Annotated in this window: 17 protein-coding genes; 6 read left to right on the top strand and 11 right to left on the bottom strand. The window is 59.9% G+C overall.

The genetic code is table 11. The features are described from left to right. Window positions 1–48 precede the first annotated feature (48 nt). From chbC to osmE, 4 genes are all read right to left on the bottom strand, one after another. Window positions 49–1,407 (bottom strand): PTS N,N'-diacetylchitobiose transporter subunit IIC, encoded by a 1,359-nt coding sequence (chbC, locus tag ACLEXF_RS01200; RefSeq protein ID WP_004203823.1) that lies wholly within the window; start codon window positions 1,405–1,407, stop codon window positions 49–51. 11 nt (window positions 1,408–1,418) lie between these two features. Further along, window positions 1,419–1,535 carry a hypothetical protein gene (locus ACLEXF_RS01195; protein WP_032425961.1) on the bottom strand — a complete coding sequence of 39 codons (117 nt, stop codon included), beginning with the start codon at window positions 1,533–1,535 and terminating at the stop codon, window positions 1,419–1,421. Between the two features lie 19 nt (window positions 1,536–1,554). Next, window positions 1,555–1,875 carry a PTS N,N'-diacetylchitobiose transporter subunit IIB gene (chbB, locus tag ACLEXF_RS01190; protein WP_002901547.1) on the bottom strand — a complete coding sequence of 107 codons (321 nt, stop codon included), beginning with the start codon at window positions 1,873–1,875 and terminating at the stop codon, window positions 1,555–1,557. A 278-nt stretch (window positions 1,876–2,153) separates the two neighbouring features. Next, complete coding sequence (osmE, locus tag ACLEXF_RS01185) at window positions 2,154–2,492, bottom strand: osmotically-inducible lipoprotein OsmE (protein ID WP_004203822.1); 339 nt, start codon at window positions 2,490–2,492, stop codon at window positions 2,154–2,156. Between the two features lie 282 nt (window positions 2,493–2,774). On the opposite strand from osmE, the gene nadE reads away from it, so the two are divergent. Together nadE and cho are read left to right on the top strand one after the other, a co-directional pair. Continuing rightward, entirely contained in the window at window positions 2,775–3,602 is an 828-nt protein-coding gene (gene nadE, locus ACLEXF_RS01180) for an ammonia-dependent NAD(+) synthetase (protein ID WP_004203821.1), read from the top strand. A 99-nt stretch (window positions 3,603–3,701) separates the two neighbouring features. Continuing rightward, the gene (cho, locus tag ACLEXF_RS01175) at window positions 3,702–4,565 is read left to right on the top strand and encodes an excinuclease Cho (protein ID WP_080841125.1); all 864 of its coding nucleotides are present in this window, start codon (window positions 3,702–3,704) and stop codon (window positions 4,563–4,565) included. 87 nt (window positions 4,566–4,652) lie between these two features. Here the strand turns inward: cho and spy are convergent, their stop codons facing one another. The 6 genes from spy to astC all read right to left on the bottom strand — a co-directional run bounded on the left by spy (window position 4,653) and on the right by astC (window position 11,505). Continuing rightward, window positions 4,653–5,138 carry an ATP-independent periplasmic protein-refolding chaperone Spy gene (gene spy, locus ACLEXF_RS01170; protein WP_075205488.1) on the bottom strand — a complete coding sequence of 162 codons (486 nt, stop codon included), beginning with the start codon at window positions 5,136–5,138 and terminating at the stop codon, window positions 4,653–4,655. 343 nt (window positions 5,139–5,481) lie between these two features. Continuing rightward, complete coding sequence (astE, locus tag ACLEXF_RS01165; protein ID WP_004203816.1) at window positions 5,482–6,447, bottom strand: succinylglutamate desuccinylase; 966 nt, start codon at window positions 6,445–6,447, stop codon at window positions 5,482–5,484. Between the two features lie 9 nt (window positions 6,448–6,456). After that, a complete protein-coding gene (astB, locus tag ACLEXF_RS01160; protein ID WP_064150255.1) occupies window positions 6,457–7,782 on the bottom strand; it encodes an N-succinylarginine dihydrolase in 1,326 nt (441 codons plus the stop codon). Further along, on the bottom strand, window positions 7,779–9,257 hold the full coding sequence (gene astD, locus ACLEXF_RS01155; protein ID WP_017898661.1) for a succinylglutamate-semialdehyde dehydrogenase: 1,479 nt from the start codon (window positions 9,255–9,257) through the stop codon (window positions 7,779–7,781). Before astD ends, astB begins: the two co-directional genes overlap by 4 nt. Beyond that, window positions 9,254–10,288, bottom strand: coding sequence for an arginine N-succinyltransferase (astA, locus tag ACLEXF_RS01150; protein ID WP_194007442.1), 1,035 nt, complete (start codon window positions 10,286–10,288; stop codon window positions 9,254–9,256). Before astA ends, astD begins: the two co-directional genes overlap by 4 nt. Beyond that, on the bottom strand, window positions 10,285–11,505 hold the full coding sequence (gene astC, locus ACLEXF_RS01145; RefSeq protein ID WP_004203812.1) for a succinylornithine/acetylornithine transaminase: 1,221 nt from the start codon (window positions 11,503–11,505) through the stop codon (window positions 10,285–10,287). The genes astA and astC overlap by 4 nt, the downstream gene beginning before the upstream one ends. 438 nt (window positions 11,506–11,943) lie before the next feature. Between astC and xthA the strand changes: the two genes are divergently transcribed. Continuing rightward, window positions 11,944–12,750: an exodeoxyribonuclease III gene (gene xthA / locus ACLEXF_RS01140; protein ID WP_004203811.1), complete on the top strand. Its 807-nt coding sequence runs from the start codon at window positions 11,944–11,946 to the stop codon at window positions 12,748–12,750. Between the two features lie 156 nt (window positions 12,751–12,906). Here the strand turns inward: xthA and ACLEXF_RS01135 are convergent, their stop codons facing one another. Continuing rightward, window positions 12,907–13,050, bottom strand: a complete 144-nt coding sequence (locus ACLEXF_RS01135; RefSeq protein ID WP_224222643.1) for a hypothetical protein — start codon at window positions 13,048–13,050, stop codon at window positions 12,907–12,909. On the opposite strand from ACLEXF_RS01135, the gene ACLEXF_RS01130 reads away from it, so the two are divergent. Genes ACLEXF_RS01130 through ACLEXF_RS01120 form a run of 3 tightly spaced genes read left to right on the top strand, consistent with a single transcriptional unit; the run spans window position 12,982 to window position 14,874 of the window. Further along, window positions 12,982–13,620, top strand: a complete 639-nt coding sequence (locus ACLEXF_RS01130; RefSeq protein WP_226680448.1) for a TVP38/TMEM64 family protein — start codon at window positions 12,982–12,984, stop codon at window positions 13,618–13,620. The two genes, ACLEXF_RS01135 and ACLEXF_RS01130, sit on opposite strands and share 69 nt — an antisense overlap. Then, on the top strand, window positions 13,607–14,317 hold the full coding sequence (locus ACLEXF_RS01125) for a TVP38/TMEM64 family protein (protein WP_065802431.1): 711 nt from the start codon (window positions 13,607–13,609) through the stop codon (window positions 14,315–14,317). The genes ACLEXF_RS01130 and ACLEXF_RS01125 overlap by 14 nt, the downstream gene beginning before the upstream one ends. Further along, a complete protein-coding gene (locus tag ACLEXF_RS01120) occupies window positions 14,314–14,874 on the top strand; it encodes a carboxymuconolactone decarboxylase family protein (RefSeq protein ID WP_117130110.1) in 561 nt (186 codons plus the stop codon). The genes ACLEXF_RS01125 and ACLEXF_RS01120 overlap by 4 nt, the downstream gene beginning before the upstream one ends.

Below are 14,874 nucleotides of genomic sequence, written 5' to 3'. Positions count from 1 at the left end.
TTCCCTCATTTCTCAGGCGGTACGGGACGTTGCCCGTACCGCGCGGTATCAGAATTTCAGTGCGTTGGCGATGTCTTCTTCGCTCTCTTCCTGCTCGATAACGGTCTGCGCTTTATTCGACAGCACCACAAACGGCAGGTAGACCAGGGTGGAGACGCCAAGGTTGAACAGGGCGACCAGCAGAGCGGCGACACTGCCGTTACTGTTAAAGAACGCCCCCAGGCCAGTTGGCATGGTCCACGGCGCCAGGTTGGTCACCGGTGGGATAATCCCCAGGCTGTAGGCCGCGAGAGTAATGGCCGCCAGAATCGGCTGGACCAGCACGAACGGGATGAACATCACCGGGTTCATGATGATCGGCAGGCCAAAAAGAATCGGTTCGTTAATCTGGAAGATGCCTGACGGCAGCGCCAGCTTCGCGACCTGACGATGGTCAGCGCGGCGGGAAGCGATAAAGATGGCGATAATCAGACCCAGCGTCGCCCCGGAACCCCCCAGCAGGATGTAGGAGTCGAGCATCGGCTTGGCCCAGAAGTGGAACTGTTTACCCGCTTCGATCGCCGCATCAACCGATCCGTACTGGTTGTACAGGGCGATGTTTTCCAGCGCCCACGGCGTCATGATGCCGTTATCCAGCGCGGTCAGCGCCAGCGAACCGTGCACCCCGAAGAACCACAGCAGGGAGTTAAAGATGACGTATGCCCAGCCGACCACGCTGCCCATCGCCGCCAGCGGCGTGGAGATGGAGTCCATGATGATCTGGTGGAAGTTGCTGCCGTAGCTCGACAGGGCCCACGAGATAATGCCGAAGATGGAGAGGATCAAGAAGCCAGGGATCAGCGCAGAGAAAGAGCGCGATACCGATCCCGGCACGCTGTCCGGCAGTCTGATCACCCAGTTGCGACGGATCACGAAGGTGAACAGTTCCGCGACGACCAGACCGATAATCATACCGGAGATGATGTTCTGCCCGCCCAGCCAGTTGGCGCCGACGGCATAGGCTTCGCCCACGCTGTACGGGGTCACGGTCATGAAGGCCGCTACCGCCAGCAGGCCAGCGGCCATCGGGTCGACTTTGCGCTCTTCCGCCAGCGCGGAGCCGATAAAGAATGGCGCCATCAACGACATAATGCCGAGGGTGCCGTTATAGACGTTGCCGCCGATAGCCTTAAAACCGTTTAAGGTTTCAATGGTAGAGGCATCCAGGCGAATGCCCATGGAGTAAAAGAAAGAGCCTTCGCCGAAGCTCAGAAAAACGTTGTTAATTAATACAAACATGGCCCCGGCGAGGGTCAACGGCATGAGTTTAATAAATCCATTTTTAATCGCATTAATATGCGGCTGCTTTCCTATTTTCACTGCAAAAGGAAGGAGTACCTTTTCAAGCGAGTCGATCACTTTACTCATAGTCAATACCCTTAAAAGCCGCAATAAACTATTACGGCGATGATGTATGAAATTACTCTTTGACGGGAAAATAAACTCTTTATTTTTTGACGGCCGGCAACAGAATGCCGCCAGGCGTCAAAATACATCGAGTTTTAAAATTTAAAATTATTGTGCTGCAGCTTTCTTAATGGCCGCGACGGCGGCTTTCAATACCCCTAAACCATCCACCTTGCCATACAGAAGAGAATCGATGACTTCTACCGGTTTATTTGGCAGCAGGCGCTGAATTTCCGGTAACATATACGCAATTTGTGGCCCTAATAATACAACGTCGGCTTCCGGTCCCTTTTCACCCGCGAGAGTTTCAGGATAGGCTTCAATAATGACCGGGACTTCGTATTTTTCCGCCTGCGCCCGCATTTTGGAGACCAGCAGTGACGTGGACATGCCTGCCGAGCAGAACAGATAAATGTGTTTCTTTTCCATGAACGCTTCCTCAATGTGTGAGACCAGGGCCTTCAGTAACCGCTGAGAGCCGGTAAGACTGGTAACATCCGGTTAATTCTGTTTATGGGTTGAGTATACGGCAAGCTGAGCCGTCGTGATAATTCCCTGTTGAACAGAATTGTCTCTCATTGACCTCCGGTTTTGACTACCCTCACATTTTCACCCAAATAATTCGCGCAATTAAATAAGCATCAGGACTCACAAAAAAGCCCGACCAGTGGTCGGGCTTACGTACAACTCAGTCAACAGTAAGGCGCTTACTTAGCGTTGCGCGGATCCGTATCATACTCGGCGCAGGTCTGGTAGCCGGAGTTCATCACGTGCCCCGTTTCGTCGAGGGCCACAAAGTAGGTCTCCACTTTACCATCTCGTTGACCGAGGATATAGGTCTGGCAGGTGCCGCGGGCATGGACCATCGTCACTTCCGTTGAAGGTTTGCCAGCGATCTGCATCACCTGCTGGCGCGACATCCCTTTCTTCACATCTTTCACCACCGGCTGGGTAAACTGGTCTTTGGTACGATCGTAAGCGGTACAGCCCGCGAGTAAGGTTAACGCGACGGTGACGCCCAGTATTCCTGCTAAGCTTTTGTTCATTTTGGTTCCTCTCTTCCACTGTGTAACGATAAGCCTGGAATAAATAGTGTTATTTTTCAAGCCGAACAGCGAAATCATGTCTGAGTGTGTTATTACGTAAACAGGATTGACGCTCCGCCGCCGACCGGCGCTTTCTCCTGCGCGGTGGCATCTATAATGAAATCCTATGTCATTGATTGCCTTCTTTTCCGGCAGTCAAAACCCCGGTCCTTGTCGTTTCAGCGGCAAAGAGGTAGCTTTAAGCCAACAGGTTGCCAAACAGATTCACTTTCGGAGGGCGCGATGACGCTACAACAAGAGATTATTCAGGCGCTGGGCGCGAAGCCGCAGATCGATGCCGCAGACGAGATCCGTCGCAGCGTCGATTTCCTGAAATCCTATCTGCAGACTTACCCTTTTATTAAATCACTGGTGCTGGGTATCAGCGGCGGCCAGGACTCGACCCTGACGGGGAAACTGTGCCAGATGGCGATCAATGAACTGCGCGCCGAAACGGGCGACAGCAGCCTGCAGTTTATCGCCGTCCGTTTACCCTACGGCGTGCAGGCGGATGAGCAGGACTGCCAGGATGCCATCGCCTTTATTCAGCCTGACCGGGTGTTGACGGTGAATATCAAAGCCTCGGTACTGGCAAGCGAACAGGCGCTGCGCGAAGCGGGGATCGAACTGAGCGACTTCGTTCGCGGCAACGAAAAAGCCCGTGAGCGCATGAAAGCCCAGTACAGCATCGCCGGGATGACCCAAGGGGTGGTAGTCGGCACCGACCATGCAGCGGAGGCGATTACCGGCTTCTTCACCAAATATGGCGACGGCGGCACCGACATCAACCCGATCTTCCGGCTGAACAAACGTCAGGGCAAACAGCTGCTGGCCCATCTCGGCTGCCCGGAACATCTGTATAAGAAGTTACCGACAGCCGATCTGGAAGACGATCGCCCCTCCCTGCCGGATGAAGTGGCGCTGGGGGTGACCTATGAGAATATCGACGACTATCTGGAAGGCAAAACGCTGGACCCCAGCATCGCCAAAACGATCGAAGGCTGGTATCTGAAAACCGAACACAAGCGTCGGCCACCGATCACCGTCTTTGACGATTTCTGGAAAAAATAGTCCCTCCCCCGCCCCGGCCCGCGCCGGGGTTGTTTTTTGCGCTTTTCGCCGCAAAAACCGCCTGCTATACTGGATAGATAGACAGTATCAGGAGTTATTGTGGCCAGAAAGCAATCTGCCCCGCGTCTGGAGTTTGAGGCGGCGGCGATCTATGAATATCCCGAACACCTTCGCCCGTGGCTGGAGACACTGCCGAAGCTGCCGGGCGTCTATCAGTTTCACGCCGATAGCGACACGATGCCGCTCTATATCGGCAAGAGCGTCAACCTCCGCAGCCGGGTGCTCTCCCACCTGCGCACCCCTGAAGAGGCGGCGATGCTGCGTCAGTCCCGGCGTATCACCTGGCAGCGCACCGCTGGCGAGCTGGGAGCGCTGCTGCTGGAGGCGCGGTTGATTAAAGAGCAGCAGCCGCTGTTTAACAAGCGGCTACGGCGTAACAAGCAACTCTGCGCCTGGCTGCTTGCGGACGACCGGCCGCAGATTGTCTATGCCCGCGAGGTTGATTTCTCGCACCAGCAGCATCTCTATGGTCTGTTCGCCAACCGGCGGGCGGCGCTGCAGATGCTGCAGAGCCTTGCTGACGAACAGCGCCTCTGTTACGGCCTGCTCGGTCTGGAGCCGCTCAGCCGCGGCCGCGCCTGCTTTCGATCCGCACTGGGCCGCTGCGCCGGCGCCTGCTGTGGAAAGGAGAGCGTGGAGGCGCACCGTCAGCGTCTGCTGGCGCAGATGAGCAAGCTGCAGCTGGTGTGCTGGCCGTGGGCAGGACCGGTGGCGCTGGAGGAGCGCGGCCCGGATATGACGCAGTATCATGTCATTCATAACTGGCTGTGGCTGGGAGCCGTCGACTCGCTCAATGAGGCCGCTGCGCTGACCCGCCTGCCCGCCGGATTCGACCAGGATGGTTACAAAATCCTCTGTAAGCCTCTGCTCAGCGGCAACTACCCGTTGCATCCGCTTGGCTGAAAGACCAGAAACAAAAAACCGCCGGCCCTGCCCAACGCCTGATGGCATTATTGGGCAAGACCGGCGGTCTTGATTCAGTGCGCTACATTATTCAGCGGGTGCAGGCATTTTACCTGCCGGCGCGTTGCGTTCTGTCAGATGCTTCTCAAAATTGGCATTGAACTGTTTTTTCTGCTCCGGGGTCAGAATGTTGTAGATCTTGTTCTGCGTTTCCAGGCGGGACAGCGCCATCGCTTTATGCTGCGCTTCCATCTTATCGATCTGCGCTTCCGCTTTCGCCTTATCAAAGGTATCGCTGGCGATCAGCTCGTGCATCGCGCGGCGTTCGTCAAGGGACGGACGCTTCATGTTTTCGCGCTGGCTCTTCATGATCTCGCGGATCTGCTGCTTCTGCGCATCGGTCAGGTTCAGGCCTTTAAACATCATGTCATGCTGACCCGGGCCGCCTTTATGATGCATCATCATCGGCTTGCTGTCGCTCGGCGCGGTGGTGGTATCGGCGGCGTGTGCCAGGTTAGCCGCGCCCAGAGCCAGAGTAGAGGCAACAAACAGTGCAGTGAGTTTCTTCATCATTCAATCCTTACTTTACGTTATTCTTACGGCGCGTTGCCGTGTTGACGAGATTAACTTTACGACGTTTATCGTCAATTAGTCAGAGCAAGAGTAAAACAATGAAAGTGTAAAAAACAGTTTCTCACCAATTATGGAGGAAATAAGGAATTTGAACGAAGAATTGCAATAAAAAATAAATAACCTACTGTTTTGCAGAGCAATTATGGAGAGTATAAAGAAGAGGAGATTAAAAACAAAGCATTTTACCAGGAATAATCTGCAAATTTACACTGGCGCACGAAAAAATAAGAAGATGAATAACGACGCGCGAAATAAAGCAGGCCGCCCGGCGGACGGCTTGCCCTCAGGATAATTTTTCCAGCATCAGGCCAGCGCGCAGCCCCCTGGCCACCGCCGGATTGGGAAACAGAACATACTCCGGCTCTGCCCCCACCACATACCGCGTCTCCCCCTCCTCCGCCAGCAGCGTGCCTGGGGCGAAGGGGGTGAAGTTCAGCGTCTGTTCCGCCATATGCAAGCGGAAATCATCGCTATGGCGGGTGATCTGCTGCACCACCCGGTAGCGCAGCGGCGCCGGGGCGTCGGCAATGGCCAGATCCCCCACCAGCAACCGGGAGATAGCCCCCTCGGCGGCGGCAAACTGCGTTAGATCGTTTTCCCCCAACGGCAGCGCTTTACCCAGTTCAAGAGTGCAGGCCAGCGCCGCGAACCGTTCGCAGCTGAAATGGGTGAAGGTCCCGCCCGGCTGGCGATGAAACACCAGCGCCTCCAGCCCGGCGCCGCCCAACCAGTGAAGAAAATCCTCCTCCCAGGGCGTATCGCGGGCCGGGAGCACGCCGAAGCGCGGATGCAGCGACCCGCGGATCGCGGTATGCAGATCGAGGTGCCAGCGCGGACCATCATGGTCGCGATAGAAACGGGCCACCGCCTGCTCCAGCCGCTGCGCCCGCTGCGTCTCCTCGCTGGCCGGGAACTGCCGCCAGCGCTCGCCAAACATCCGGTTCATATCGCTGTGCAGATAGCGTTTATTCGCCCGCAGCGCCGGCGGGTTACCGACGATCACCAGCAGCCGCCAGCGCAGGGGGAGTGCCTCCCGGACCAGCCGCTGCACCAGCCGGTCGACAATCTCCACCGGCGCCGTTTCGTTGCCATGGATGGCGCAGGAAAGCACCAGCCCGCGCTCGCAGCGCGCATGCGGCGTCAGCTCGAGGATCCCCTCGCCGAGCCAGTGCCAGCGGAAATGGGCCGTCTCGCCGTGAAAGTGATGGGGCAATCGCCCCGCCAGGGTTAATGCCAGAAAGTGTTCCACCGCGCCCCCTTATTGCTGAAATGGATAAACCGAACCGAGCTGCAGGATCTGGGTCAACCGATCCAGCGCATCGCGCCCTTCCCGCAGCAGCTGTGGGTCGGCGAGGTCGGCCTGGGTGAGGCGGTCGCGATAGTAGCGATCCACCCAGTCATTGAGGGTGGCAAACAGCGTATCGTTCATCAGGACGTGCGGATTGACCGCCTGATACTCCTCGGCCGTCAACACCACCCGCAGGCGCAGGCACGCCGGACCGCCGCCGTTGGCCATACTCTCGCGCAGATCAAACACCTGCAGCGCGGCGATGGGGTTATCTGCGGCCAGCAGCTCATTAAGATAGTTCCACACGCCCGGATGCGCCTGGGCTTCCTGGGGCAGGATCAGCGCCATGCTGCCGTCCGCCCGGCTCAACAGCTGACTGTTGAACAGATAGGTAGCAACCGCCTCTTCCACCGTGACCCGGCTGGCGGGAACCACCAACGGGGTAAAGCCCGGCACCTGCTGCGCAAGCTGCTGCAAAACCGCGTCCTGGTCGGCAAAGGCCTGCTCATGGCAGAACAGGACCTGACGGTTGCTCACCGCGATGACGTCGTTATGAAAAACCCCCTTGTCGATCGCCTCCGGATGCTGGCGGGCGAAGATCAGCTGGCGGGGATTGACCTGATTGAGGCGCGCCACCGCCTGGCTTGCCTCAAGGGTTTGCCGCGCCGGATAGCGACGTGGCGCCTCCTCGCTTCCCCGACGGCGGCCATAGACAAATAGCTGGACGCCGGGGGCGCCATATTCGCCGCCGAGACGGTTATGGTTCGCCGCCCCTTCGTCGCCAAACCAGGCAGAGGCAGGCAGCGCCGGGTGGATGGCAAATCGCGTGCGGTCCGGGAATATCGCCTGCAGCAGCGCCCCGGTGGTGGGGGCTTCACTGGCGCGGTGGAATTTATCCTGCAGATTCGCCACCGTCAGGTGCACCAGGCCATCCAGCGAATCGGCGGAGGGACAAACCGTCGCGGCGTTCGCCACCCACATCGCCGAGGCCGAACTCACCGCCGACAGCAGATCCGGATCCTGCTGGGCCGCACGGGCCACCACCTGCTCATCGCTGCCGCTAAAGCCCAGCTGACGCAGGAGCGACACGTTGGGTCGTTCCTGAGGGGGGATCACCGCCTGCGGATAGCCGGCGTCGGCAAGGGCTTTCATTTTTTTCAGCCCCTGCTTCGCCGCCAGCTGCGGGTTCGACACCCGATAGCGGTGCCGGGTGGAGGCCTCATTGCCAAAGGAGAGCCCTGCGTAGTGATGGGTCAGTCCGGGCAGACCATCAAAGTTGACTTCGCGGGCGGTCATAACGCCTCCCCGGCCCGGAAGTCGAGCCCCGGATTGAGACTGGCGGGCAGCGTCAGGGTCGGCGATTCGAGACTGGCCATCGGCCAGGCGCAATAATCTGCGGCATACCAGGCCCCGGGGCGATGATTGCCTGAGGCTCCGGTGCCGCCGAACGGCGCGGTACTCGCCGCCCCGGTCAGGGGTTTGTTCCAGTTGACTATCCCGGCCCGCGCCTCAAGCAGCAGCCGATCGAACTTCTCTCGTTCCGGGGAGATTAACCCGCAGGAGAGGCCGAAGCGGGTGGCGTTGGCCAGGGCAATCGCCTCTTCGAAAGTATCGTAGCGCCAGACCCCAAGCAGCGGGCCGAACACCTCTTCATCCTCGACCTGGGCCATGTCGCTCATGTTGACAATCCCCGGCGTCAGCAGCGACGTCCCGGCCTGCAATAACCGCGGCTCCAGCAGGGTGACCGCGCCAGCAGCGACCCGCTGCAGCCAGGCCTGATGCACTTTCTGCGCGGCCTGTTCAGAGATAAGCCCGCCGAGAAACGGCTGCGGCTCAGCGTCCCACGCCGCGGGGATCAGCCGTTGGCTGACCGTCACCAGCCTGGAGAGGAAGGCATCCCCCGCCTCTCCGCGCCGGACCAGCAGACGTCGGGCGCAGGTGCAGCGCTGGCCGGCGGTAATAAAGGCGGACTGGATGGTCAGATGCACCGCGGCATCGACGTCCCGTGGGTCGTCAACGATCAGCGGATTATTGCCGCCCATCTCCAGCGCGAGGATCTTTTGCGGCTGCCCGGCCAGCTGGCGATGCAGATGAAAACCGGTGGTCGAGCTGCCGGTAAACAACAGCCCGTCGATGTCCGCCTGGCCGCTGAGCGCCTCGCCGGTTTCCCGACCGCCCTGCAGCAGGTTGAGCACGCCGGCGGGCAGGCCAGCTTGCTCCCACAGCTTCACCACCGCTTCGCCGCTGTGCGGGGTTAATTCGCTGGGTTTAAAGACCACGGTATTGCCCGCCAGCAACGCCGGCACGATATGCCCGTTCGGCAGATGGCCCGGAAAGTTATAGGGACCAAAGACCGCCAGCACGCCATGCGGCCGGTGACGCAGCGTCGCGGCGCCATCGGGCAGATCGCTGTGCTGTTCACCAGTGCGGGTGTGATACGCCTTCACCGAGATCGCCACCTTGTTGATCATCGCCGTCACTTCCCCGGCCGCCTCCCAGCGCGGCTTTCCGGTCTCGGCGCCGATAATCGCCGTCAGCTCCGCCTTGCTGGCCTCCAGCAGGCTGGCAAACTTTTCGACGATGGCCTGGCGGTCGGCAAACGGCAGCCGCGCCCAGGCCGGGAACGCCTGGCGGGCAGCCGCGACCGCCTCGGCAACCTGCCCGGCATCCGCCGCCTCGCCCTGCCAGACAATCTTCAGGTTGACCGGATCCTGTTTGCTGAAGCGCGGCCCATCGCCGGGCCGCCATTCACCGTTAATCCACAGACTCATGCGGTTTTCTCCTCAGGGATCAAGCGCACCATGCGCACCTGGTCGCCAGCATGACACTTCAGCATATCCAGCTCGCGGGCGCTGAGGGTCAGGGTGTCGCCATCCGGGTCGGCATGCACCAGCAGGGCGCGGAACTGGTGATACTGTTCGTTCGCCACCAGGCACAACGGCCAGTCGCCGGGTGGCGTTTCGCCGGCCTCGGTGGTCACCAGACGGCTTTTGCGGATCGCCCGCACCCGGTCGATATCGCACTCCAGGGTCGGGCCTCCGTCGAAAATATCGATGTAGTTCAGGTAGCGGAATCCCTCTTTCTCCAGCACCGTCCGGGCCGGGGCGGTCTGCGGATGGACCTTGCCGATCACCGCCTGCGCCTCGGGGGTGAGGAAATCGATATACAGCGGATGCTTGGGCATCAGGGCGGCAATGAAAGCCTTTTGTCCGGTGCCGCACAGGTAGTCGGCGCGGGAAAACTCCATGGCGAAAAAGCGTTTGCCCAGGCTCTCCCAGAACGGGGAATAGCCGCGCTCGTCAATCACCCCGCGCATCTCGGCGACCACCTTCTCATTGAAGCGCTCGCGAAAAGCGGCCATAAATAAGAAGCGCGATTTCGACAGCAGATAGCCATTGCCCTCTTTGCGCCACTGCGGGTCGAGGAACAGGGTGCACAGCTCACTGCTGCCGGTGTGGTCGTTGCTGAGAAACAGCGTCGGCAGCGCCTGGTAGACGTTAAGCTCCTTCGAGGCATGGACCTGAGTGCCGACCCGGTAGTTGTACCAGGGATCGTTGAGGCCCACCGCCACCTCTATCGCGCAGATGCCCACCACCGTGCCGCTCTCGCTCTCCTCCAGCACAAAGACATAGCCCTGCTCGCTTTTCGGCAGCTCGCCGCGCCAGGTTTGCTGCGAGCGGGCGATCCGCGCCGCGAGGGTCGCTTCATCCACCGGCAGCGAGGTCAGCCCGCCGCCGGTCTCCGCTGCCAGCTTCAGCAGCCCGGGCAGATCGCCCGGCTCCACCGGTCGAATAACCATCATGATGAGACTCCCGCCAGGAAACGCGCGCAGGCCCGCTCGACGCGATCCAGACCGCTGTTCACCTCTTCTTCACTGACGTTCAGCGCCGGAGCGAAACGCACCACGTTGGCGCCGGCGATCAAGATCATCACCCCCTCTTCCGCCGCCAGGTTGCTGAGGGCTTTCGCCTTCCCGGCCCAGGCGTCGTTCAGCACGCAGCCGAGCAACAGCCCCAGGCCGCGGATCTCCTTGAACAGGCCATAGCGGGCGTTGATCGCCTGCAGACGTTCGCAAAACCACTGATGGCGCTGTCTGACGCCGGAGAGCACTTCCGGGGTGTTGACGATCGACAGCAGCTCGCCGGCCACCGCCCCCGCCAGCGGGTTGCCGCCGTAGGTGGTGCCGTGGGTGCCGACGGTCATCACGCTGGCGCAGGCCTCTGTGGCCAGCAGCGCGCCGATGGGGAAGCCGCCGCCCAGCGCTTTGGCGGTAGTCAGCACATCGGGCGTCACGCCGTAGTGCATATAGGCGTACAGCTCGCCGGTGCGCCCGACCCCAGTCTGCACTTCATCGAAAATCAGCAGGGCGTTGTGCTGGTCGCAAAGCTGACGCAGGCCGCGTAAAAACTCGACGCTGGCCGGCACCACGCCCCCTTCACCCTGCACCGGCTCGACGATCACCGCGCAGGTTTGGTCATTGATCAAGGCCTTTGCCGACTCGAGATCGTTAAACACCGCATGCTGGATCTGCGGCGGCAGCGGGGCAAAATCCCGGGAGTAGGCTGGCTGACCGCCCGCCGAAACGGTGAACAGCGTCCGCCCGTGGAAAGCGTTCTGAAAGGCGACGATGCCGCTTTTCTCGCTGCCAAAGCGATCGTGGGCATATTTACGCGCCAGCTTGAGCGCCGCCTCATTAGCCTCGGCCCCGGAGTTACAGAAGAAGACCCGATCGGCGAAAGTGGCATCAATAAGCATTTTGGCCAGCCGCAGGATCGGCTCATTCGTATAGCCGTTGCCGGTATGCCAGAACTTGCCCGCCTGCTCGGTGAGGGCCTGCACCAGACGCGGATGCGCATGCCCCAGCGCGTTCACGGCGATACCGCCGGCAAAATCGATATACTCTTTGCCCTGCTGATCCCACAGCCGCGACCCGGCGCCCCGCACCGGAATAAACGCCGCTGGCGCGTAGACCGGCATCATCCATTCATCAAAGTGGTTACGCGTAATTGACTGAGACATATCGACCTCTTCCGGTAAATTAAAAGTAGCAATAATGTTAATAAACATGAGTTATTACGCTGTAAATGTAGATTGCACGGTTCGTGCCAGCCAGCGATAAAAATGCATAAACCGGATGAGATAACGCAATATCAACGAGTTACAACCTAACGCTATTCATATAAAATGCATATTTAGTGAATAACTATCCGATAAAGGGGGATGAACAGTGATTAAAGAAGATAAGTTATGCAACGGTAAGATATAATTCTGTAATTGTGATCTTCTGCGAAATTTATCGTAGATATTTGCCCTTTTTTGGCGCGGCGTGCCCGCAAAAGGGGCACCCACGGCACGATCATGCGCAGCGATTGGCAGAATGACGCATCGGATGGCAGCCAGCCTGGCGAATTTCTGCTACCATCCCTGCACTATTCACCTTGCACAGTGGCAGCGACTATGAAATTCGTCTCTTTTAATATCAACGGCCTGCGCGCCCGCCCACACCAACTGGCCGCCATCGTCGAAAAACACCAGCCGGACGTGATTGGCCTGCAGGAAACCAAAGTTCACGACGACATGTTCCCTCTCGAAGAGGTCGCCAGACTCGGCTATAACGTCTTTTATCACGGCCAGAAAGGCCATTATGGCGTCGCGCTGCTGACCAAAGAGACGCCGATTGCCGTCCGCCGCGGTTTCCCTAACGATGGCGAAGAGGCTCAGCGCCGCATCATCATGGCGGAGATCCCGTCGCCCTTCGGTAACGTCACGGTGATTAACGGTTATTTCCCGCAGGGTGAAAGCCGCGATCATGAGACCAAATTCCCGGCCAAAGCGGCATTCTATCAGAATCTGCAGAACTACCTGGAGAGCGAGCTCAACAAAGAGAATCCGGTACTGATCATGGGCGATATGAACATCAGCCCTACCGATCTCGACATCGGTATCGGTGAAGAGAACCGCAAACGCTGGCTGCGCACCGGCAAATGTTCCTTCCTGCCGGAAGAACGGGAATGGATGGATCGCCTGCTGGGCTGGGGCCTGGTAGATACCTGGCGTCAGGCTAACCCTGACAATCATGAGCACTTCTCGTGGTTTGATTACCGCTCCAAAGGCTTTGACGATAACCGTGGGCTGCGCATCGACCTGCTGCTGGCCAGTCAGCCTCTGGCCCAGCGCTGCGTGGAGACCGGGATCGATTATGAGATCCGCGGGATGGAAAAACCATCCGACCACGCGCCGGTGTGGGCCACCTTCCGGCCGTAAGTCACGTCCTTCTCTCGCCTCCCGCCGCGCGGGGGGCAGAATTTCCTGAGCAAAATCAACAAAGCGACGGTAAACCATTGTGACCGTCGTCGGAACAGGATACTGTCGCGCGCACTTTTTGACGTCCACCGCGTCCAGGCTGTACAGGAGACCCCTTCATGAAAAAGAAGCCATCATCCGGCCATTGGTAAAGGGCTGGTACTTCTCGCGCTGGCGACCACGCTGGCCGTTATCAGCCACCGCGTTGGTCTCCACGATCTGCTGACTCACCTGCATCTGTTGCAGGAGACCCTCCGCCATCATGGCGCCTGGGGCTATCTGGTCTATGTTGCGCTATTTATCATTGCCACCCTGTGCCTGATCCCCGGCAGCCTGCTGGTGATCGCCGGCGGGGTGCTTTTCGGCCCGCTGACCGGCTCTCTGCTCTCGTTTGCCGCCGCCACCGTCGCCTCTTCGTTGTCGTTTTTGATCGCCCGCTGGCTGGGGCGCGATCTGCTGCAGCGCTATGTGGGCCATACCGCCGTCTTCCAGGCCATTGAGCGCGGTATCGCCCGCAGCGGCAGCGATTTCCTGATCCTCACCCGCCTGGTGCCACTCTTTCCCTACAACATTCAGAATTACGCCTACGGCCTGACGGCGATCCCCTTCTGGCCTTTTACCGTGATCTCCGCCGTGACCACTCTGCCGGGCCTGGTCATCTATTCGGTGATGGCCAGCGAACTGGCTCGCGAAGGAGCGACCCTCGCTTTCGCGCTCAAGTTGAGCCTCGCCGGCGGGCTGCTGTTTGCCCTGGTGCAGATGGGCAAACGGTTTGCCCGCGCCCGCCGTGTGGCAACGCCCGGCGAGGAGGTGCGCCATGACCCGACCTGATCGCCGTCACCTGCGCCGCGCCAGGCTGGCCCTTGCCGTGGTGGCTGTCGCCGGGCTGACCGCCTGGCTGTGGTTCCCCGACGGGCGAGCCTTTCTGCAACACAGCCTGACGGCGTTAGCGTCGCTGGATCCCCAGTATGTCAAAGACTTTATCGCCGCCTGGGGGACGCAGGCGGCGCTGGTCTCTTTTGCGCTAATGATCCTCCAGGCGATCGTCGCCCCGCTGCCGGCCTTCCTGATCACCCTGGCGAACGCCGCGCTGTTCGGCGCCTTCTGGGGAGGCATGCTGTCGTGGTTCAGCGCCATGGTCGGGGCCGGGCTCTGCTTTTGCATCGCCAGAGCGCTGGGGCGCGAGATGGTGGAGAAGCTCACCGGCCGCACGGTGCTGCGCAGCGTCGACGGCTATTTCGCCCGCTATGGCGCGCAGACGATCCTGGTCTGCCGCCTGCTGCCGTTTGTCCCTTTTGATCCGGTCAGCTATGCCGCCGGACTGACCTCGCTGCGCTTCTGGCCCTTTATGCTGGCCACCGGCGTGGGCCAGCTGCCGGCGACCATCGTCTATTCCTGGGCCGGGAGCCTGCTGACCGGAGGCGCCTTCTGGCTGGCCACCGGCCTTTCGCTGCTTTTGGCCCTGGCGGTGGTCATCTCCATCGCCAAAAATATTTACCGTGAACGTCATAAGAGATCGTCGCCATGAGCTTACCCCCGCTGGATACTGTCCCCCTGATCCTTCGTCCGCAGGCCTGGCTGCACCGCCGGCATTACGGCCAGGTGCTGAGCCCCATTCGCTGGTGGGGACGGATCCCGTGGCTGTTTTACCTGGTTTCGCTGTTCGTGGGCTATATTGAACGCCGCCGCTCGCCGTTGGATCCGGTGCTGCGCTCGCTGGTCAGCGCCCGTATCGCCCAGCTGTGCCACTGCGAATTCTGCATCGATATCACCAGCATGACCCTCGCGGCGCGGAGCGGGAGCCAGGACAAGCTGCTGACGGTCGCCGACTGGCGCAGCAGTAAGCTGTTCAGCGAAAAAGAGCGTCTGGCGCTGGCCTATGCCGAAGCCGCCACCCAGACGCCGCCGGAGGTGGATGATGCCCTGCGTAGCGCGATGGCCGCGCATTTTGACGCCCGGGCGCTCACCGAGCTGACCGCCCTGATTGGCCTGCAAAATTTATCGGCGCGGTTCAATGCCGCGATGGCGATCCCTGCCCAGGGGCTGTGCAAGATACCTGGTTCTTCCCCGCACCATAAGGAGTAA

Origin of the sequence: Klebsiella pneumoniae complex sp. WS1778 (assembly GCF_049472055.1) — a bacterium.
GTDB lineage: Bacteria > Pseudomonadota > Gammaproteobacteria > Enterobacterales > Enterobacteriaceae > Klebsiella > Klebsiella quasipneumoniae.
Note: the sequence above shows the minus strand (reverse complement) of the source record. Positions and strands in the feature narration are given on the sequence as shown.

Bases quoted from the DNA above. Each gene is read 5' to 3' on its own strand.
- chbC (WP_004203823.1), bottom strand. From the start codon at position 1,407: ATGAGTAAAGTGATCGACTCGCTTGAAAAGGTACTCCTTCCTTTTGCA.
- ACLEXF_RS01195 (WP_032425961.1), bottom strand. From the start codon at position 1,535: ATGTATTTTGACGCCTGGCGGCATTCTGTTGCCGGCCGTCAAAAAATA.
- chbB (WP_002901547.1), bottom strand. From the start codon at position 1,875: ATGGAAAAGAAACACATTTATCTGTTCTGCTCGGCAGGCATGTCCACG.
- osmE (WP_004203822.1), bottom strand. From the start codon at position 2,492: ATGAACAAAAGCTTAGCAGGAATACTGGGCGTCACCGTCGCGTTAACC.
- nadE (WP_004203821.1), top strand. From the start codon at position 2,775: ATGACGCTACAACAAGAGATTATTCAGGCGCTGGGCGCGAAGCCGCAG.
- spy (WP_075205488.1), bottom strand. From the start codon at position 5,138: ATGATGAAGAAACTCACTGCACTGTTTGTTGCCTCTACTCTGGCTCTG.
- astB (WP_064150255.1), bottom strand. From the start codon at position 7,782: ATGACCGCCCGCGAAGTCAACTTTGATGGTCTGCCCGGACTGACCCAT.
- astD (WP_017898661.1), bottom strand. From the start codon at position 9,257: ATGAGTCTGTGGATTAACGGTGAATGGCGGCCCGGCGATGGGCCGCGC.
- astA (WP_194007442.1), bottom strand. From the start codon at position 10,288: ATGATGGTTATTCGACCGGTGGAGCCGGGCGATCTGCCCGGGCTGCTG.
- astC (WP_004203812.1), bottom strand. From the start codon at position 11,505: ATGTCTCAGTCAATTACGCGTAACCACTTTGATGAATGGATGATGCCG.
- xthA (WP_004203811.1), top strand. From the start codon at position 11,944: ATGAAATTCGTCTCTTTTAATATCAACGGCCTGCGCGCCCGCCCACAC.
- ACLEXF_RS01135 (WP_224222643.1), bottom strand. From the start codon at position 13,050: ATGGCGGAGGGTCTCCTGCAACAGATGCAGGTGAGTCAGCAGATCGTG.
- ACLEXF_RS01125 (WP_065802431.1), top strand. From the start codon at position 13,607: ATGACCCGACCTGATCGCCGTCACCTGCGCCGCGCCAGGCTGGCCCTT.
- ACLEXF_RS01120 (WP_117130110.1), top strand. From the start codon at position 14,314: ATGAGCTTACCCCCGCTGGATACTGTCCCCCTGATCCTTCGTCCGCAG.